Origin of the sequence: Kribbella sp. NBC_00709 (assembly GCF_036226565.1) — a bacterium.
Taxonomy (GTDB): domain Bacteria; phylum Actinomycetota; class Actinomycetes; order Propionibacteriales; family Kribbellaceae; genus Kribbella.
The window spans coordinates 4,147,104-4,165,112 of sequence record NZ_CP108996.1; the positions used below are offsets into that span (position 1 = coordinate 4,147,104).

An 18,009-nucleotide genomic window follows, 5' to 3' on the forward strand; every position below is an offset into this window, starting at 1 on the left:
GTGACCGTCGACACCGTCAGTCCGCCGGTGCACACCGATCCGCCCCGGGCTCCGGTCCCACGCGGCCCGGACCGTGCCATCGCGATGTTCGCCGGCAAGGGACTCACCCGGCTGCTGATCGCGGTGCTGCTGGTGGTCGTCTGCTACCCGCTGTTCTGGATCCTGGCTACCTCTTTCAAGGACCAGAACGAGTTCCTCGACAAGCCGCTGTGGAAGATGCCGGCCACCTTGCACGGCTCCAACTACGTCGACGCCTGGACCAACGGCCGGCTCGGGCACAACGCGCTCAACAGCCTGCTGGTGACCGTGCCGTCGCTGGCGATGATCCTCGTCTTCGGTGCGGCCGCCGGGTTCGCGCTGGAGGTGATGATCTGGCGCGGCCGCAGTGCGACGCTGTTGCTGATCGTCGGCGGCATCATGGTGCCGGCGCAGATCATCCTGCTGCCGTTGTTCACGATCTACTTCAAGCTCGGTCTCACCAATACGCTGTGGCCGCTGATCATCACGTACGTCGGTCACGGTCTGCCGCTGACCGTGTTCCTGATGGCGACGTACTTCCGCGGCGTACCGCGGGAGATGTTCGAGGCGGCGACGATCGACGGCGCGGGCATCTACCGGATGTTCTGGTCGATCGCCGTGCCGATGGTGCGCAACGGGCTGTTCACGGTCGCGCTGCTGATGTTCTTCTCGATCTGGAACGACCTGCTGATCGCGCTGACCTTCAACGTGGACAAGGATCTGCAGACGGTCCAGGTGGGGCTGCTGAACTTCAGCGACGAGTACGGCTCCCTGCAGTACGGCCCGCTGTTCGCGGCCATCAGCATCACGGTCTTCTCGACGCTGCTGGTGTACATCTTCATCAATCGTCAGGTGATGCGGGGACTCACCGCGGGGTCGGTGAAGGGATGATCGTCGACGCCCACACCCACGTCTGGCCCCGCTGGCCGTACGATCCGCCGGTCCCGGACGACACGTCGCGGGGCAGCTACCACAACCTCCTGCACGCGATGGACTCTGTCGGAGTGGATCGGGCGCTGCTGATCAACGCCCGCATCACCCGGAGCGACGACAACAACGAGTACGGCGCCGAGGCCGTGACGGCGTACCCGGATCGTTTCGTGCACGTGGTCGATCTCGACGGGCGATGGGCCCCGGCGTACCACATCCCGGGCGCGGCGGATCGGCTTCGCGTGCTCGTCGATCGGTTCCGGCCGGCTGGTGTGTCGCGCTATCTCGCACCGGAGAACGATGGGTGGCTTCGGTCGACCGAGGGGAGGGCGGTCTTCGAAGTCGCCGCTCAGGAAGGGTTGTTCGTCAACTTCGCGTGCGCACCGAGCTGGCAGGAGGACCTGCGGGAGGTGGCTCGCGAGTTCCCGACCGTGACGATTCTCGTGAATCATCTGGCCGGGGTGACGCTCTGGGGCGGCGGCGTCGAGGAGGCGCTGGCGATGACGCTGAGCGCGGAGGAGTTGCCCAATCTCCTGGTCAAGGTGTCTGGGTTCGCGTACGGCACCGATCGGCCGTGGGAGTACCCGAACCGGCAGGCGCTCGACGTTGTGCGGGCGCTGCACGATTCGTGGGGGTCGCATCGCCTGGTCTGGGGGTCCGATTGGCCGTCGGTCACGGCGCACCTGAGCTACCGCCAGTCGCTCGAGATCGTCCGCGAACACGCGCCGTTCATCGATCCGGCCGTGCTCCCGCTGGTCCTCGGCGGCAACCTCGAGCGGATCCTCACCCAGGAGGCCAAGGCATGAACCGTACGCCGGACTCGCCGGCGCTCAAGACCGTCGGGATCGCCGGCACCCCGGCCTCGTGGGAGCGCTACGTTACCCCCACCTCGATCGAGCGGCTGCGGCGTACTGCGGAGGTGCGTTGGCTGCCGTACGACGGCCCCGATCGAGGGTCCGACCCGCCGCCAGCAGATGTGGACGCCGTAGGCCGACTCCACGACTTCGTGACCGATCTCGATGCTTTGGTCGTCGGGTACGGTTCCCCACGCGTGACTGCCGAGATACTTGCCGCAGGCAAGCGGTTGGTCGTTGTCGGTGACACCCACGGCGATCGCTTCGCCGAGCGCGTCGACGTCGCCGCCGCGCACGATGCGGGCGTACTCGTGGTGGACACCACCAACGGCTCCTCGGATCCGGTCGCCGAATGGGCCCTCGCCCTCATCCTCATCGGGCTCCGCAACGCCGGCGCCCACTTCCGCAGGCTCATCGACGGCGAGGTGCTCTGGCCGGACCGCACGGTCTTCCAGTCCGACCCCGGGTACCTGCGCGGCGAGCTCACCGGCAAGACGGTCGGCCTGGTCGCGGCCGGTCTGATCGGGCGTCGGCTGATCGAGCTCCTGCGTCCTTTCGGCGTCCACGTGCTCGTCTCCGATCCCGGCGTACCCGATCTGCTCGCCGGGATCTACGACCTCGATCTGACCGATCTCGACACGGTCATGGCCCGATCCGACGTGGTTGTCTGCCTCGCGCCACTCACCACCGCCACCAAAGGCCTGATCGGCGCCGAGCAGATCCGCGCCATGCGGCCCGGGACGGTCTTCGTCAACGTCTCGCGAGGCGCCGTCGTCGACTCCGAAGCCCTGGTCGAACGCCTTGCGACCGGGGACCTGATCGCGTGCCTGGACGTGTTCGATCCCGAACCCATCGCCGCCGACTCGCCCCTCCGTGCGATGGACAACGTCTTCCTCAGCCCCCACATCGCCGGCGTCACCGCCGCCGCCGAACCCCGCTTCTTCGACCTGATGGTCGACGAACTCGGACGCGTCTTCGCCGGCTACCGCCCGCGCTTCCCGCTACTCCCCAGAAACGGCTAGCGCCAGTTGCTGCGGTCGGCTGTGCTTCCGGGGACCGGGTCGAACGACACGTCCTTGGCCGGGACCGGTGTGCCGGACTCGGTGGTGAAGGCGACGTTGACCAGTTCGCCGGAGTCCTTCGCGTGACGCAGGACGGTGGGTCCTTTTTCCGGGGGAATGTGAACGTCGCCCCATTGCTGGAGAGCGCCGAGCACGAGTTTGAGGTCCTCTCCCGCAGGCGTCAGGTGGTACGACGATCGGGTGCGCTCGCCTTCCTCGCGGTACTCGCGTTTCTCCAGCAGACCGGATTCCACCAGGGCGTTGAGGCGGTGGGTGAGGATGTTCGGCGCGATGCCGAGGTAGCGGCGGAAGTCCGCGAACCGCGTGGTGCCGAGGTGGGCCTCACGCAGGACCAGGAAGGTCCAGCGGTCGCGGAGGAGTTCGAGGGTGCGGGCAATCGAGCAGTTGGGTCTGAGGCCGGTGGTCATGACACCTCCTTGCGAGTGGCGAGGAGAACGGCCGCCGCCAGGATCAGGAGGGCCAGCGTACCGATCACGGTGATGCCGAGGAGCAACGCCGTACTCAGGCCGGAGGCGGTCGCGACCAGACCGAGGGTGACGGCGATGGCGCCTTGCAGGATGTAGGCGACGAGGTAGACGGCCGAGACCGTGGCACCTCGATGGTGTGCCGGGGCGTGGGTCGCGATCAGGCCGAGGCCGCCGGAGAACAGCAGACCGTACGCCGTGCCGCCGGTGATCGTCGTCGCGACGAAGAGCGGAACGGAGTGTGCCGTCGCCGCCAGCTCGAGCAGACCGAGGTCCACGAGTGTCAGGACCGCGCCGAGCGGCACGAGTCGGTGAGCGGGGAACCGGCGGCCGATGATCGCGGTCGTGCCGGTGGCGACCGAGAAGATCGCGAGCAGCAGTCCGATCACGAAGATGTTCCCGGTGCCGACCAGGTCGCGCACGATCTCGGCGCCGAGGGCCAGGAAGACCGACCCGAAGGCGTAGGCGCCGGTGACCGCGAGGGCCGCCGACAGGTACAGCAGACGGATGCCCTTGGCAACGGTGATCGGGCGCGGCCGCCAGCGGCCCTGCGCTTCGTCCTTGGTGTGCCGCGGCATCCGCCAGACAGCGCCGAAGACGCCCACGATGACCGCGACAAGAACCCAGAAGTCCAGGTGCAGCGGCGCCGGCGCGTACTCGATCAGCCCACCGCCGACGATCGTCGCCAGGGCCAGCCCGGTCGCGGTCGCCACCGTGGTGACCGAGGCCGCTCGGTGCGCCTTGCCGCGCGCGCTGAACTCGACCGCGGCTGCCGTCGCGGGCGTCAGCGCCAGGCCGACACCGGCACCCATCAACGCCCGGCCCGCGAACACCCAGCCCACCGACGGGGCGACAGCGAACAGCAGTACGCCGGCGAGCATGGCGCCGACGCCGTACAGCATGGTGGCCCGGCGGCCGATGTAGTCCGAGACCTGGCCGAAGACGAGCAGGAACGCGACCAGCACCACCGGGTACAACGCGAAGATCGCGGTCGTTGTCGCGGGGGTGAGGTGCCAGGTCGAGGCGTAGAGCGGGTACGTCGTGGTCGGGGCCGCGCTCGTCCACAGGCTGATGCCCGCGACGACGGCGGCGGTCCAGAAACTGCCGCGCCGGCTCAGGACGCGGGGTGATCGCGGCGCGGCCGAGACGGGGAGATCGAGGGTGCTCATATAAGCGGCGTCCTTTCAGGACAGCTGAGTTGCACAACGCAAGCCAGAACAGCTGAGTTGCTCTAAACAATCCAGATCAGAGTGTGATGCCCATCACGCTTGACGGGTCGGAGCTATCTGGAGGAGTGTTTGCAGCGCTACAAATACAGCGCTGTAAATGGATGGAGCCAAGTAGATGCGTCCCGACATCGTCATCGTGATGACTGATCAGCAGCGGGTGGGGCTGACTCGGCGGAGTGGGTATCCGGTCGACACCATGCCGTTCGTCGACGGTCTGGCGGCGGCCGGGACCGACTTCCGGCAGGCCTACACCGCGGCGCCGGCCTGCGTGCCGGCGCGGACGAGTCTGCTCACCGGGCGGTTCCCGAGCGCGCACGAGGTCCGGCAGAACAGCAACGCCGAGCACGCGCGGTTCTCCAAGGATCTGGTCGACGTACTGCGGGCCGCCGACTATCAGCTGCATTTCGCCGGGAAGCCGCACATGCCCCGCGGGGCGGCCGACTTCGACACCTTCGCCGGACCCTACTTCCACACCCAAGGACCCGAGCGGGACGCGGAGGAGAAGGCGTTCGACGACTGGTTGGAGCACCTCGACCACGGTGTCTCCGACGAGCCCACGCCGTACGACGTGCGCTGCCAACTGCCCTACCGGATCACCACCGACGCGCTCGAGGCCGCACACGACGCGGACCCCGGCAAGCCCGGTCTGTTCTGGGTCTCGTACCCCGAGCCCCACAACCCGTACCAAGTCCCGCGGCCGTACTTCGACCTGGTCGCGCCCGAGGACGTCCCGGACCGCATCAGCGGGCCCGAGGCAACCGAGATCAAGGGCGGCACATACGCCTGGCTACGCAAACTCCAGGAGGAGAAACGCCCGGGGTACGACGACAACTGGCGCCGGTATGCCGCCAACTACCTCGGCATGCTCCGCCTCCTGGACGACCAGATCCGCCGCCTGCACGAAGGCCTCGCCCACCGGCAGCGCCCTCGGCTGACCATCGTGCTCGCCGACCACGGTGACTATGTGGGCGAGTACGGCCTGCAGCGCAAGGGCGCAGGTCTGAACGACTTCCTGCTGCGGATCCCGTTGATCATGACCGGCGACGGCATCACGATCCAGCAGCGCGACGAGCCGGTCTCGATCGTCGACGTACTCCCGACCGTCTGTGAGGCCGTCGACCAGCCGATCCCCGACGGCGTGCAAGGCCGCAGCCTGCTCCCGCTCGCACACGGCGAGCCGGCACCGGGAGAAGAGTTCGGCAGCATCATCGCCGAGCAGGGCTTCGGCGGACGCGCGTACGACGTGACCGCCCGGCCGCCGCTGCACTTCGCGTACGACGGCCCGACCTTCGACGAACTCAACACCGTCACCCAATCCGGCGCTGCCCGGATGCTCCGCAGCGGTGACTGGAAGCTCATCGTGCACGCAGACCTTCCTGGTGAGCTGTACGACCTCTCGAAGGACCCGGCCGAGCTCGACAACCTCTTCGACGACGAGTGTCACCTGGCCGTCCGGGCCCGGCTGCTGTACCAGCTCGCCCGCTGGCAGGCGCGGCTGACCGACGACCTCCCGAACGGCAACTACGTCCCGCTCCGCCTGGCCCACAACTGGCGCTGGGCCCAACGCAGGGAGAACCAACCATGACCCGATTGACCCGCCGGACCCTGCTGGGTCTCGGCGCTGCCACCGCCGCCGCTACCGTCCTGCCTGGTTGTTCGGGAGGCAAAAGCCCTCTGCGGGTTTCCTGGTACGGGCCCGACCCGGTGACCAAGGCGCTCAACACCGCACTGGCCGCGTGGAAGTCGAGCGGAGGCGTCGAGTACTCCGCGGAGAGCGCGCCGTTCGACGACTACTGGGACAAGCTCGCCACGCAGACTTCCGGCAACAACGCTCCCGACGTACTGCGGATGTCGATGAGCTACTTCAGCGACTACGCCGGCCGGAGTGCGCTGAAGGACCTTGGTTCGTTGGGGATCGACACGTCCGGGATCGACGCGGACGTGGCGAGCAGCGGCATGGTCGACGGCAAGAACTACGGCATCGGGCAGAGCTCGATCAGCTACGCGATGTACGTCGACGAGGCTGCGGTCAAGCACGCGGGGGGAACTGTGCCGGCGCAAGGCTGGACGTGGGACGCGTTCGCCGAATTCGCCCGCGACTACTCGGGTTCTGTGCAGGGATCGTTCGGCTCGAGCGACCAGGCCGGGAACTTCCAGCTGTTCGAGGTATTCGCGCGTCAGCACGGCACCGAGCTGTTCTCCGACGACGGCGGGAAGCTTGCCACCAGCAAAGACACCGTCCGGGAGTGGTTCCAGTACTGGGCCGACCTGCGGAACGCGAAGGCCGCACCGCCGCAGAACGTCAGCGCCGAGACGACCGCGATCGAGAAGTCGTTGGTTGCCAAGGGCAAGGCGCCGCTGCAGTTCGGCTGGGTCCAGCAGGTCACCTTCTACCAGCCACTGGTGAAGAGCCCGCTGGCCGTCCTGCCGGTGCCGCAGGACAAGGCCGGTGACCTCAAGGGCCAGTTCATCAAGGGCCTCGACCTGTGGAGCATCTCGGCCGCGAGCAAGCACCCCGAGGACGCCGCCAAGCTGATCGGGTTCCTGCTGAACGACGAGAAGGCGATCAAGACGATCGGCATCCTGCTCGGCGTACCGCCGTCGAAGAAGGCGCGTGATCTGGTCTCGGCCGATGCCGGCTCAGCCGGTGCGCGGGCGATCAAGTACGTCGAGGACCTCGCCGGGAAGGTCGGTCCGTCGCCGAAGCCGTGGCCGAAGGGGTACGGCGAACTGCTGACCGGCTTCGGCCGGATCGCCGAGAACATCGGCTTCGGCAAGACCAAGCCGGACGCCGGCGCGCAGGAGTTCGTCGACCTGGCCGGAAAGACCCTCGGTCAGTGATCGCACGTCTCCGCCAGAGCCTCCCGGCGTACCTGTTCCTGCTGCCCTGGTTGATCGGCGTACTCGGCCTGACCATCGGCCCGATGCTGTTGTCGCTGTACTACTCGTTCACCGACTACGCGCTGCTCAACACCCCCGAGTGGACCGGGCTGCACAATTACACGGCGCTCTTCCAGGACTCGCGGTACCTGCACTCGTTGCGCGTCACGTTCATCTACGTCGGGGTGTCGGTGCCGCTCGAGATGACGTTCGCGCTCGCCGTCGCCGTACTGCTCAACCGGGGGCTCAAGGGCCTCGCGGTCTACCGAGCGTTGTACTACGTGCCGAGCCTGCTCGGCGGCAGTGTCGCGATCGCCCTGCTGTGGCAGCAGATCTTCGGCAGCGACGGCCTGCTCAACCAGTTCCTCGGCCTGTTCGGCATCCAGGGCCACGGCTGGATCTCCGAACCCGGTACGGCGTTGTGGACGCTGATCGTGCTCCGGGTCTGGCAGTTCGGCGCCCCGATGGTGATCTTCCTGGCCGGGCTGCGGCAGATCCCGGACGACGTACTCGAAGCCGCCGAGGTCGACGGTGCGGGCCGATGGCAACGATTCTGGCGGGTGACGCTGCCGCTGCTGTCGCCGGTGGTGTTCTTCAACCTGGTGCTGCAGATCATCGGCGCGTTCCAGGCGTTCACCCCGGCGTTCGTGATCAGCGGCGGCAAGGGCGGCCCGTCCGACTCGACCCTGTTCTACACGCTGTACCTGTACCAGCAGGCGTTCGGTAACTTCCGGATGGGGTACGCCGCCGCGATGGCCTGGGTCCTGCTGCTGATCATCGCGGTCTTCACCGGACTGAACTTCGTCCTCGGCCGCACCTGGGTGTTCTACGGAGACGAAGGGGTACGCCGATGAGGCGCGTCCTCGCGCACGTCGGACTGTCCGCCGGCGCGCTGATCATGCTCTATCCGCTGCTGTGGATGCTGACCGCGTCGCTGCGCCCGAACACCGAGATCTTCTCGCACCCCGGTCTGATCCCGGAGCACCCGACGCTCGGCAACTACGCCCTCGGGTGGTCGTCGACCGGGACCAACTTCGGCGTCTACATCATGAACTCGCTGATCATCTGCGCCGCGGTCGTGATCGGCAACGTGCTGACCTGCTCGCTGACGGCGTACGCGTTCGCGCGGATGACGTTCGTCGGCCGCAAGACGCTGTTCGGGCTGATGCTCGCGACGATCATGCTGCCCGGACACGTCACGCTGATCGCGCAGTACTCGATCTTCCGGAAGCTGGACTGGATCGACACGTTCTGGCCGATGATCGTGCCGAGCTTCCTGGCCACCGATGCGTTCTTCGTGTTCCTGATGGTGCAGTTCATCCGGTCGATCCCGGTCGAGCTGGACGACGCGGCCCGGATCGACGGCTGCGGCTACTGGGGGATCTACCGGCGGATCATCCTGCCGCTGCTGTCGCCGGCGCTGGTGACGACGGCGATCTTCTCGTTCATCTGGACCTGGAACAACTTCTTCAGCCAGCTGATCTACCTGTCGACCCGGACCAAGCTGACCGTGCCGGTCGCGCTGCGCGGGTTCCTCGACGCGACCGGCAGCTCCGAGTGGGGTGCGCTGTTCGCGATGAGCGTCATCACCCTGGTCCCGGTGGTCGTGGTGTTCGTGGTCTTCCAGCGCCGGATCCTGGCCGGAATGGCCCACACCGGGCTCAAGTGAGATCCTGCCAGCTATGAGGCCTCGTTTGACCGATGTCGCCGAGGCGGCCGGGGTGTCGATGAAGACGGTGTCGAACGTCGTCAACGGGGCCGAGCACGTCCGCGAGGAGACCCGGCAACGGGTGCTGGCCGCGATCGACAAGCTCGGGTACCGGCCGAACATCGCGGCCCGCAACCTGGCCCAGGGCCGCAGCGGCGTGATCGCGTTCGCCGTACCGCAGCTCGACCGGCCGTACTTCGCTTCGCTCGCGGCGCGGATGCTGGACGAGGCGGAGGCGTTCGGGTGGATCGTGCAGTTCCACCAGACCGGCGGCCGCCGGGAGGCCGAGGTGGCCCTGCTCAACGAGCGGCACCCGGCCAGGCTGGACGGGATCGTGATGAGCCCGCTCGGCCTCACGCCCGAGGACGTGCAGGGGCGCGATCCGGCACTGCCGCTGGTCCTGCTCGGCGAGAAGGCCGGCACGGAGCACGACGCCGACCATGTCGGGATCGACAACCGGGACGCGGGCCGGGTGGCGACCGAGCACCTGCTCTCGCTCGGGCGCCGGCAGGTGATGGCGCTCGCGCCGGGTCCCGGGATGGAGGACGAGCGGATCAACGGGTACCGCGACGCGCTCGCCGCAGCCGGGTTGCCGGTCGATGAGGACATCGTGCTGCCGACCGGCGGACTCCGCGGTCAGGACGCCGAACGGACCCTCGGCGAATGGCTGGACTCGGGTCACCCGGCGCCGGACGCGATCTTCGCGGCCACCGACTGGCTCGCGATGGGTGCGATCCGGGCTCTGGTTCTGCGCGGTCTGAAGGTCCCCCAGGACGTGGCGGTGGTCGGTTTCGACGACATCCCCTACGACCTCGCCACGCTGCCGACGCTCACCACGGTCGCCCCGGACCGGGTCGCCATCGCCCGCCTCGCGCTACAGGCCCTCCGCGACCAGAGGCCTGGAGGCGAACCAGTCCGCCTCCAGGCCCCTTTCAGCCTCGTCGTACGCGAGAGCACGACCGGTATCGGTTAGCTCAGCCGGCCAGGGCGAGCGAGATCGTCGCGTAGTTGATGACCGCGCCGAGCGTCTTGCTGTCGGCGGTGGAGCCGGCCGTCGAGATCTCGACCTCGGCGTTCTTCCTGCCCTGCTGGCCGACGTACCGGGTGGCGACCCAGCGGGTGGTGTTGCCGCTCTTGTAGGTGTAGACCACCGTGCTCACGGTCAGCCGGCCCTGGTGGTTGGTCGAGTTCATCCCGACCGTCGAGGTGCCGACGATGTGCAGACCGCGGGTGCCCTTGAGGGCAGCGACCTTCCGGTTCAGCGCGGTCACGGTGCTGATGTTGTTGTTGTAGTTGATGTCGAACCGGATCATCCGGTTGTTCGCGCTGTCGTCGAAGCGCGTCTGCCAGTTGCCGAGCTCGACCGCCCGCCAGGTGGTCGGCAGCACCGCCATCGCGTGGTTGCCCTCGCTGTAGCGCACGAACAACCGGGTCTTGTACCGCACCGGCGTCGACGCCGAACTGTTGCTTGCAGCAACCGTCTTGATCTGCTCGGTGGCGGCGTTGCTCGGCGCCGCCCCGCCCAGCAGGAGCGCCCCCGCGCCCGCCAGTGCAGCCACTCCGGAGACAGCCCCCGCAACGATCCCGAACCGCTTCATTTCTCTTACCCCCAGCTCATGTCGCTGCCTCCTTGGCCGCGCATCGCATGAGACTCCAGCTCGTTCACAAAAGTTGCCGCCAAAGTCTCGACGTTTTGCGGGCCGTCCGTCGAGACTGACTGCATGGGTGGGGGAATGGTGTCGATGTTGTTCTCCGACATCGAGGGATCGACGGTGCTGCTGCGTCGTCTGGGGGATCGGTACCTCGATGCGTTGGAGGGACATCGCCGGATCCTGCGGGCGGTCTGGACGACGTACGGCGGGACGGAGATGGGGACCGAAGGAGACAGCTTCTTCGTCGTGTTCCGGACGGCCGGCGACGCGGTCCGCGCGGCGGTCGACGGGCAACGCGGTCTGGCGGAGCACCGGTGGCCGGGTGGTGAGCGGCTGCGGGTGCGGATCGGGATCCACACCGGTACGCCGGGGGTGTACGACGGCGACTACTGGGGGATGGACGTTCACCTCGCAGCGCGTATCGGAGCGGCGGCGCAGGGTGGTCAGATCCTGGTCTCGGCGATCACGGGACAGCTCACCCAACTGCCCGACGGCGTGACGCTGCGCGACCTCGGAACCCATCATTTGAAGGACATTCCGGAGCCGGAGCACCTGTTCCAGGTCACGATCGACGGTCTGCAGACCGACTTCCCGCCGCCGCGCACCCTCGGTACGTCGACCAGCCTCCCGGCCCCGGCGACCCCGCTGCTCGGCCGGGAGCGGGACGTCGAACGCATCCTCGACCTGCTCGACCAACCCGACGTACGGCTCGTCACCCTGACCGGTGCGGGCGGATCGGGCAAGAGCCGGCTGGCGATCGGCGCGGCGTCCGAGGTGACGGCCAAGTTCCCCGGCGGGGTGTACTTCGTTCCGCTGGCGGCCGCCACGTCCGAGTCGGTGATGTGGACCACGATCGCCGAAGTACTCGACGTACCGCCGCGGGAACGCGGACGGATCGTTGCGTACCTCGCGCAGCGGACGCTGCTGCTCGTGCTCGACAACCTCGAGCAACTCCCGGACGCGGGCAAGGTCGTTGCCGAGATCATCGAAGACGCGGCGCACGTGAAGATCGTCGCGACCTCACGGCGAGCACTCGGTCTGGTCGGTGAGCACCAGCACCCTGTCGGGCCGCTGCCGGTCATCGACGAGGAGTCGGCCGCCGTCCAGCTCTTCATGCAGCGCGCCCGTGCCGTGCAGCCCGGATTCGCACTGACCGCGGACGTCGTGGAGATCTGCCGGCGCCTCGACGGCCTGCCCCTCGCGATCGAGCTCTGCGCACCGCGGGTCCGGCTGCTCAGCGCCAAGGAACTGCTGGCCCGGATCGACCGTTCGCTCGACATCGCGTCGACCAGCAGCGTCACGCCGGAACGCCAGCGCACCTTGCGGGACACGATCGCCTGGTCGTACCAGCTGCTCGCCCCCGAGCATCGCCGTACCTTCCGTCGCCTGGCGGCCTTCTCCGGCGGCGCCGGCCTGGCCGCGATCCAGGAAGTTGCCACGGGCATCGATCCGCTCGACGCCGTCGCGGAGCTGAACGACGCGAACCTGGTCACCCTGGCCGACGGCCCGGAAGGCACCCGGGTCGAGCTGCTGGAGACGATCCATCAGTATGCCGCCGACGAACTGCGGGCGACCGACGAAGCCGGGGCCATCCGCGGAGATCACGCCACGTACTACGCCGACCTGGCCGAGCGACTCGAGATCCTGAAGCGGACCATGGCCGAGCCGCCGATGGACCGGGCAGAGGCCGACCTGGACAACTTCCGTGCCGCGCTCGCCTGGGCGACGGACAACGACCTCCGGACGGCGCTGCGGTTGTGCTCGGCCCTCGGCTGGGTCTGGCAACTCGGCGCGTACCACACCGAAAGCCGCCGCTGGCACGAACAAGTCGTCGCAGCTGCCGGTACGACGGCCTCGCCCGAGCTGGCCGCTTGTCTGCGTGGATTGAGCAACCTTCTTCTGCTGCAGGGTGAGACGGATCGCGGCTACGAGGTCGCCGCCCGGAGCCTGACCATGGCGCGCGAGCTCGGCGACACGGCCGGCATCGCGTTCGGGATGACCGTGCTCGGCACGGCGCAACGTCAGCAGGGTGATCTCGACGCGGCCAGGCGGACCCTGACCGAGGCCGTCGAGCGGCTCCGCACTCTCGACGACAGCTGGCGGCTGGCCCGGGTCCTGGGCCATCTCGGCGGCATCGAAGAGGCGCTCGGACACCTCGACCGGGCGGAGGAGCTGCTCCGCGAGTCCCTGGGGATCAGCGAATCTCTCGGGGACGCCTTCGAGATCACCATCCACGGGCAGAACCTGGCTTATCTGCTCGCCCTGGCCGATCGCGTCGACGAGGCCGCCGAGCTGGCCCGGAGCCTGGCGCCGACCGTGGTGGCGCTCGGCAGCCCGAATCTGACGATGGCGTTCTCGAACACCGCGATGAACGTGCTGCTCCGCCGGGGCGACCCGGCCGGCGCGGCGGAGCTGCTCGGCGCGGAGGAGGCGATGGGCCAGCGGCTGGAGATCCTCAACCCGTACGCGGAGGAGGAGCTCGCCGAGGCGCTCGAGCTGGTCGGCGACACGCTCTCCCGCGAGGACTGGGAGCGCCACCGGCTGGCGGGCCGCACCCAACGCGTCGAGGATCTGCTCCTGAGGCTGGATTTCTGAGGCGTGAGGTTGTAGAGGGCAACGGCGAGCGGTTGACCGCTGTGAGCGGCCCCACCATACTGCTTGCACCGCCATCGGGGCGGTCTGTGGGGGCAGTTGTAACTGGGGTTCAAATGGGGATGGGGGGCTATTGCTTATGCATGCCTGGAAGTTGATTCGTGCTGCGCTGGTGACGGCCGTTGCCGGTGCGACACTGGTGACGGTCCCGGTGACCGCTCAGGCGGCGCCGCCGACGAGTGCGATCGAGGTCAGTACGACGTCGGTCGCCCGTGGGGAGACCTTTACGATCAAGCAAACCGTGTACAACTCGGACTCGTCGACCGTTCTGGGCGGCAAGGCGACGTTGTACGCCAAGGACGCGACGCTGCCGGACATGGTCGATCTGGTGTCGTGCCCGGAGGCCACGGCGTGTGACACGCTCGGGACCAGCGTCCGCGCCGGAACCGGCGACGTACCGTCGGGTGAGTCCAGGACCATCACCTTCACCTTCCGGGTGAAGGACGACGCGCCGCTCGGGACGATCCAGCTGCAGCACCAGTTCGTCGGGGAGAACTTCTCGTTCGAGATCATCGACGGGCCGTCGCTGACCATCAAGGAGGAGCCGGCCGACGTCGCGGTGTCGCTGAGTGGGAAGGCCACCGGAGCGCGGATCACCTACACGATCGGCGTGAAGAACAACGGTCCGGGGACCGCGACCGGGATCCGGGTGGTCGGCGCTTTCCCGGCCAACCTGGCCTACGTCAGCACGACCTGCGCGCGGGTCGGGTCGACGCGAACGGTGAACTGTGACATCGCATCACTGGCCAGCGGCGAGAGTGCGACGCGGACGCTGACGGTGCAAGCGGGGTTGCTGACGATCGGGACGCTGACCTCGACCGCGACGCGGACCGTCAGCGCACCGGTCGACCCGGTGGTCGCGAACGACAAGGCGAGCAAGGTCTGCCGGGCTCTCACCTGGTTGATCGTCACGTGCTGACACAGCGCTGAAACAGGAAGACGGCCGGCGGCCGCGGGTTCTCGAGCCCGCGGCCGCCGGCTTCATTTTTGTCTCACGCCTTGCATCCGGAGGTGGCAGAGGTTTACGGTCCGGGTTAACGTTTAAGTGAGTGTTAGTGAGCACTTCTTCGAAACTTGGAGCAACTATGATCAGTCGGCGACGGTTTCTGCAGGTGACCGGTGCGGCGATTGCCACCTCGACGCTGGCGGCCTGCGGCGACGGCGGAGCGTCCAGCGGTGGTGCGAAGGCGTCGGGTGAGCTCAAGCTGCCGACGTACAAGCCGTTCGAGGGGCTGCACCCGGACTTCCCGGGGGCCGAGTCCGGCCTGGAGCCCGGCTTCCTGAAGTTCCCGGCGGACGCCATCTCCAGCGTGAAGGCGCCGCCGCTGAAGAACGCGGTGACCGCGCTGACCGAGACGTTCGCGACGCCGCCGCCGCCGATGGGCAGCAACCCGATGTGGCAGGCGCTGAACTCCGCGCTCGGCGCCGAGCTCCGGCTCACCATCGGCACCGACCCGGGCTACCCGGAGAAGTTCGCGACGCTGCTCGCCAGCGACTCGCTGCCGGACCTGATGTGGCTGCCGCCGAACCAGGGCATCCCGAACATCGGCCCGATGCTCGAGGCCAAGTTCCAGGACCTGACGAAGTACCTGTCCGGCGACGCCGTGCTGGAGTACCCGAACCTGGCCGCGCTGAAGCCGGCCTCGTGGCGGACCGCGGTGGTGAACGGGAAGATCTGGGGCGCGCCGATCCCGTCGACGCCGTTCGGCCAGGTGATGATGGGCAACCCGAAGACCTGGGCGAAGGTCGGCGGCCTGCAGTGCTCGACCGCGGACGAGTTCTTTGCCAAGTGCAAGGAGCTGACCAACGGCACCAACTACGCGCTCGAGCCCGCCATCATCAACATGCTGCACATGTTCGGCGAGTGGTTCGGCGCCCCGAACGGCTGGCGGGTCAACCAGGACCGCTCGCTCACCTACCTGTACGAGACGGACAACTACAAGGCCGCCGTCGAGTACGCCGCCAAGCTCTGGGCGGCCAAGGTGTTCTACCCGGACCTCAACCTGGCCGACGCCACCCCGAAGACCGTGAACGGGCAGATCGCCGCGCAGGTCACGGTCGGCCCGCGGGCCACCGCCGACTTCCGGAACCTGGACCCGACGCTGTTCGTGGACACGATGATCCCGTTCGGCCACGACGGCAAGGCCAAGCCGACGTACGACATGGGTTACGGCACGGTCGGGTTCACGCCGTTCAAGAAGACCGACGAGGGCCGGATCCGCGAGCTGCTCGCGCTGATGGACTACCTGTCCGCGCCGTTCGGCACCAAGGAGTACCTGGTCAAGAACTTCGGCGTCGAAGGCCAGCAGTACCAGCTGGACGCGCAGCAGAACCCGGTGCTGACCAAGGCCGGCAACCAGCAGGCGCCCGGTCTGGTCAGTGCGCTGCAGATCATGAACGCCCCGGAGAGCGTGATCTTCAACCCGGCGTACCCGGACGACACCAAGAAGATCTACGCGACCGAGCAGCAGTTGCTCAAGTACGCGATGCGCAACCCGACCGCCGGCACGTACTCCGACACGTCGAGCAAGGTCGGCCCGAAGCTGACCGCGGCGTTCCGGGACACGATCGTGGACATCGTCACCGGCCGGCAGAAGATGGACGCGTACGACGCGGCGCTGAAGCGCTGGAAGTCCGGTGGCGGTGACAAGATGCGCGACGAGTTCGCGGCCGTGCTGCCGTCGAGCGTGCCGGTCACCGGGTCCTGATCGATGCTGAAATCGACCAAGCCGGTGAAGACCGGTCTGCCGTTGGCAGCGAAGTGGCGCCGGGACTGGCAGATGGTGCTGCTGATGATCCCCGGCGTCGTCTTCCTGCTGGTGTTCTTCTACCTGCCCGTGCTGGGCAACGTGGTCGCGTTCCAGGACTTCCAGCCGTACCTCGGCATCATGCACAGCGAGTGGAACGGCCTGCAGAACTTCGTCAACCTGTACGACAACCCGGACTTCTGGGACGCGTTGCGGAACACGCTGCTGCTGGCCGCCGTCCAGCTGCTGCTATTCTTCCCGGTGCCGATCGGGCTGGCGCTGATCGTCGACTCGCTGGTCAGCAACCGGCTCCGGCGATGGTTCCAGACGATCGCGTACCTGCCGCACTTCCTGTCCTGGGTGCTGGTCGTGACGCTGTTCCAGCAGTCGCTCGGCGGGGCCGGGTTCGTGAACAACCTGCTCCGGCACGCGGGGCTGGACCCGATCCCGTTCATGACCAACCCGGACACCTTCCCGTTGCTGGTGGTCGCACAGCTGGTCTGGAAGGACGCGGGCTGGGCGATGATCATCTTCCTGGCCGCGCTCACCACCGTGGACGTCTCGCTGTACGAGGCGGCCGCGGCGGACGGCGCCGGACGCTGGCGGCGACTGTGGCACATCACGCTGCCGTCGCTGCGGACCGTCATCGTGCTGCTGCTGATCCTGCGGATCGGTGACATCCTCAGCGTCGGGTTCGAGCAGTTCATCCTGCAGCGCGACTCGGTCGGCCCGGGTGCGGCCGAAGTACTGGACACGTTCACGTACTACGCGGGCGTGGTCGGTGGTGACTGGAGCAGCGGGGCCGCGGCCGGCTTGGCCAAGGGCGTGGTCGGCGCGTTGCTGCTGTGGGGCGCCAACTCGCTGGCACATCGGCTCGGTGAGCCCGGGATCTTTCAGAGGCGAGGCGCATGAGACCGGTATGGAAAGAGAACCCGGCCCCCGCGTACCAGGCGATCAAGGCGCTGGTACTGGGCGGATTCGCGCTCGTCATCGTGATCCCGATCCTGGTCGTCATCTCGACCTCGCTGGCGAGCGACAAGGACATCATCGACGCGGGCGGCTACGTGCTGTGGCCGTCGCACCCGACGTTCAAGGCGTACCAGACGCTGTTCAGCGGCGGGCTGATGGGCCGCGCGATCCTGGTCAGCGTCTTCGTCACGCTCGTCGGTACGGCGATCGCGCTGGCCGTCACGATCGCGCTGGCCTACGCGACCTCGCGACCGGTGCTGTTCGGACGGCCCGTGCTGCTGATGGTGCTGTTCACGTTGTTGTTCGCGCCGGGGATCATCCCGATGTTCCTGGTGGTGAAGCAGCTCGGGCTGCTCGACAGCCTGTGGTCGCTGATCCTGCCCGGGGCGTTGGGCGCCTTCAACTTCGTTGTCCTGCGCACCTTCTTCATGAACGTGCCGGGTGAGCTGCTGGAGAGCGCGCGGATCGACGGCGCCAGCGACTTCATGATCCTGCGCAAGATCGTGATGCCGCTGTCGAAGGCGGTGATCGCGGTGGTCGGGCTGTTCTACGCGGTCGGCTTCTGGAACGCGTTCTTCAACGCGTTGCTGTACCTGAACGACACGTCGAAGTGGCCGGTCCAGGTGATCCTGCGGACCTACGTGCTGCAGGGCAAGTCGCTGTCGGCGGATCAGCTCGGCGTCCATCCGCCCCCGCAGCCGCAGTCCCTGCAGATGGCCGTCGTCGTAGTCGCACTGGTCCCGATCGCCATGGTGTACCCGTTCCTGCAACGCCACTTCACCAAGGGCGTCATCACAGGTGCGGTCAAAGGCTGATCTGCGACA

At 67.7% G+C, this 18,009-nt stretch carries 16 protein-coding genes; 13 read left to right on the forward strand and 3 right to left on the reverse strand.

Annotated elements, in window-relative coordinates; all coding sequences use genetic code 11:
- The 3 genes from OHA18_RS20420 to OHA18_RS20430 are packed head-to-tail and all read left to right on the forward strand — an operon-like array spanning window position 1 to window position 2,824.
- Window positions 1–909, forward strand: coding sequence for a carbohydrate ABC transporter permease (locus OHA18_RS20420; protein ID WP_329005750.1), 909 nt, complete (start codon window positions 1–3; stop codon window positions 907–909).
- The gene (locus OHA18_RS20425) at window positions 906–1,754 is read left to right on the forward strand and encodes an amidohydrolase family protein (protein WP_329005751.1); all 849 of its coding nucleotides are present in this window, start codon (window positions 906–908) and stop codon (window positions 1,752–1,754) included. The genes OHA18_RS20420 and OHA18_RS20425 overlap by 4 nt, the downstream gene beginning before the upstream one ends.
- Window positions 1,751–2,824 (forward strand): NAD(P)-dependent oxidoreductase, encoded by a 1,074-nt coding sequence (locus OHA18_RS20430; RefSeq protein ID WP_329005752.1) that lies wholly within the window; start codon window positions 1,751–1,753, stop codon window positions 2,822–2,824. Before OHA18_RS20425 ends, OHA18_RS20430 begins: the two co-directional genes overlap by 4 nt.
- On the opposite strand, the gene OHA18_RS20435 is transcribed toward OHA18_RS20430, so the two are convergent.
- On the reverse strand, window positions 2,821–3,291 hold the full coding sequence (locus tag OHA18_RS20435) for a winged helix-turn-helix transcriptional regulator (RefSeq protein WP_329005753.1): 471 nt from the start codon (window positions 3,289–3,291) through the stop codon (window positions 2,821–2,823). The genes OHA18_RS20430 and OHA18_RS20435 overlap by 4 nt on opposite strands.
- Window positions 3,288–4,517 (reverse strand): MFS transporter, encoded by a 1,230-nt coding sequence (locus tag OHA18_RS20440; RefSeq protein ID WP_329005754.1) that lies wholly within the window; start codon window positions 4,515–4,517, stop codon window positions 3,288–3,290. Before OHA18_RS20440 ends, OHA18_RS20435 begins: the two co-directional genes overlap by 4 nt.
- A gap of 175 nt (window positions 4,518–4,692) precedes the next feature.
- Here OHA18_RS20440 and OHA18_RS20445 point away from each other — a divergent pair, with 175 nt between their 5' ends.
- Genes OHA18_RS20445 through OHA18_RS20465 form a run of 5 tightly spaced genes read left to right on the forward strand, consistent with a single transcriptional unit; the run spans window position 4,693 to window position 10,138 of the window.
- On the forward strand, window positions 4,693–6,162 hold the full coding sequence (locus tag OHA18_RS20445; protein ID WP_329005755.1) for a sulfatase-like hydrolase/transferase: 1,470 nt from the start codon (window positions 4,693–4,695) through the stop codon (window positions 6,160–6,162).
- A complete protein-coding gene (locus OHA18_RS20450) occupies window positions 6,159–7,418 on the forward strand; it encodes an extracellular solute-binding protein (protein WP_329005756.1) in 1,260 nt (419 codons plus the stop codon). Before OHA18_RS20445 ends, OHA18_RS20450 begins: the two co-directional genes overlap by 4 nt.
- A complete protein-coding gene (locus OHA18_RS20455; RefSeq protein WP_329005757.1) occupies window positions 7,415–8,311 on the forward strand; it encodes a carbohydrate ABC transporter permease in 897 nt (298 codons plus the stop codon). Before OHA18_RS20450 ends, OHA18_RS20455 begins: the two co-directional genes overlap by 4 nt.
- Complete coding sequence (locus tag OHA18_RS20460) at window positions 8,308–9,126, forward strand: carbohydrate ABC transporter permease (RefSeq protein ID WP_329005758.1); 819 nt, start codon at window positions 8,308–8,310, stop codon at window positions 9,124–9,126. Before OHA18_RS20455 ends, OHA18_RS20460 begins: the two co-directional genes overlap by 4 nt.
- Before the next feature lie 13 nt (window positions 9,127–9,139).
- Window positions 9,140–10,138 (forward strand): LacI family DNA-binding transcriptional regulator, encoded by a 999-nt coding sequence (locus OHA18_RS20465; protein WP_329005759.1) that lies wholly within the window; start codon window positions 9,140–9,142, stop codon window positions 10,136–10,138.
- A gap of 1 nt (window position 10,139) precedes the next feature.
- Here the strand turns inward: OHA18_RS20465 and OHA18_RS20470 are convergent, their stop codons facing one another.
- A complete protein-coding gene (locus OHA18_RS20470) occupies window positions 10,140–10,763 on the reverse strand; it encodes a hypothetical protein (protein WP_329005760.1) in 624 nt (207 codons plus the stop codon).
- Window positions 10,764–10,886: 123 nt separating this feature from the next.
- Here OHA18_RS20470 and OHA18_RS20475 point away from each other — a divergent pair, with 123 nt between their 5' ends.
- The 5 genes from OHA18_RS20475 (at window position 10,887) to OHA18_RS20495 (ending at window position 18,000) form a co-directional block, all read left to right on the forward strand.
- A complete protein-coding gene (locus OHA18_RS20475) occupies window positions 10,887–13,412 on the forward strand; it encodes an ATP-binding protein (RefSeq protein WP_329005761.1) in 2,526 nt (841 codons plus the stop codon).
- 136 nt (window positions 13,413–13,548) lie between these two features.
- Entirely contained in the window at window positions 13,549–14,388 is an 840-nt protein-coding gene (locus OHA18_RS20480) for a DUF11 domain-containing protein (RefSeq protein ID WP_329005762.1), read from the forward strand.
- A 166-nt stretch (window positions 14,389–14,554) separates the two neighbouring features.
- Window positions 14,555–16,177: a sugar ABC transporter substrate-binding protein gene (locus OHA18_RS20485; protein WP_329005763.1), complete on the forward strand. Its 1,623-nt coding sequence runs from the start codon at window positions 14,555–14,557 to the stop codon at window positions 16,175–16,177.
- Window positions 16,178–16,180: 3 nt separating this feature from the next.
- Window positions 16,181–17,128, forward strand: coding sequence for an ABC transporter permease (locus OHA18_RS20490; protein WP_329005764.1), 948 nt, complete (start codon window positions 16,181–16,183; stop codon window positions 17,126–17,128).
- Window positions 17,125–18,000: a carbohydrate ABC transporter permease gene (locus tag OHA18_RS20495; RefSeq protein WP_329005765.1), complete on the forward strand. Its 876-nt coding sequence runs from the start codon at window positions 17,125–17,127 to the stop codon at window positions 17,998–18,000. Before OHA18_RS20490 ends, OHA18_RS20495 begins: the two co-directional genes overlap by 4 nt.
- Window positions 18,001–18,009 lie beyond the last annotated feature (9 nt).

Excerpts from the sequence above, each read along its gene's own strand:
- OHA18_RS20425 (WP_329005751.1), top strand. The coding sequence starts at position 906 with ATGATCGTCGACGCCCACACCCACGTCTGGCCCCGCTGGCCGTACGAT.
- OHA18_RS20430 (WP_329005752.1), top strand. The coding sequence starts at position 1,751 with ATGAACCGTACGCCGGACTCGCCGGCGCTCAAGACCGTCGGGATCGCC.
- OHA18_RS20435 (WP_329005753.1), bottom strand. The coding sequence starts at position 3,291 with ATGACCACCGGCCTCAGACCCAACTGCTCGATTGCCCGCACCCTCGAA.
- OHA18_RS20440 (WP_329005754.1), bottom strand. The coding sequence starts at position 4,517 with ATGAGCACCCTCGATCTCCCCGTCTCGGCCGCGCCGCGATCACCCCGC.
- OHA18_RS20445 (WP_329005755.1), top strand. The coding sequence starts at position 4,693 with ATGCGTCCCGACATCGTCATCGTGATGACTGATCAGCAGCGGGTGGGG.
- OHA18_RS20450 (WP_329005756.1), top strand. The coding sequence starts at position 6,159 with ATGACCCGATTGACCCGCCGGACCCTGCTGGGTCTCGGCGCTGCCACC.
- OHA18_RS20460 (WP_329005758.1), top strand. The coding sequence starts at position 8,308 with ATGAGGCGCGTCCTCGCGCACGTCGGACTGTCCGCCGGCGCGCTGATC.
- OHA18_RS20465 (WP_329005759.1), top strand. The coding sequence starts at position 9,140 with ATGAGGCCTCGTTTGACCGATGTCGCCGAGGCGGCCGGGGTGTCGATG.
- OHA18_RS20470 (WP_329005760.1), bottom strand. The coding sequence starts at position 10,763 with ATGAAGCGGTTCGGGATCGTTGCGGGGGCTGTCTCCGGAGTGGCTGCA.
- OHA18_RS20475 (WP_329005761.1), top strand. The coding sequence starts at position 10,887 with ATGGGTGGGGGAATGGTGTCGATGTTGTTCTCCGACATCGAGGGATCG.
- OHA18_RS20480 (WP_329005762.1), top strand. The coding sequence starts at position 13,549 with ATGCATGCCTGGAAGTTGATTCGTGCTGCGCTGGTGACGGCCGTTGCC.
- OHA18_RS20485 (WP_329005763.1), top strand. The coding sequence starts at position 14,555 with ATGATCAGTCGGCGACGGTTTCTGCAGGTGACCGGTGCGGCGATTGCC.
- OHA18_RS20490 (WP_329005764.1), top strand. The coding sequence starts at position 16,181 with ATGCTGAAATCGACCAAGCCGGTGAAGACCGGTCTGCCGTTGGCAGCG.
- OHA18_RS20495 (WP_329005765.1), top strand. The coding sequence starts at position 17,125 with ATGAGACCGGTATGGAAAGAGAACCCGGCCCCCGCGTACCAGGCGATC.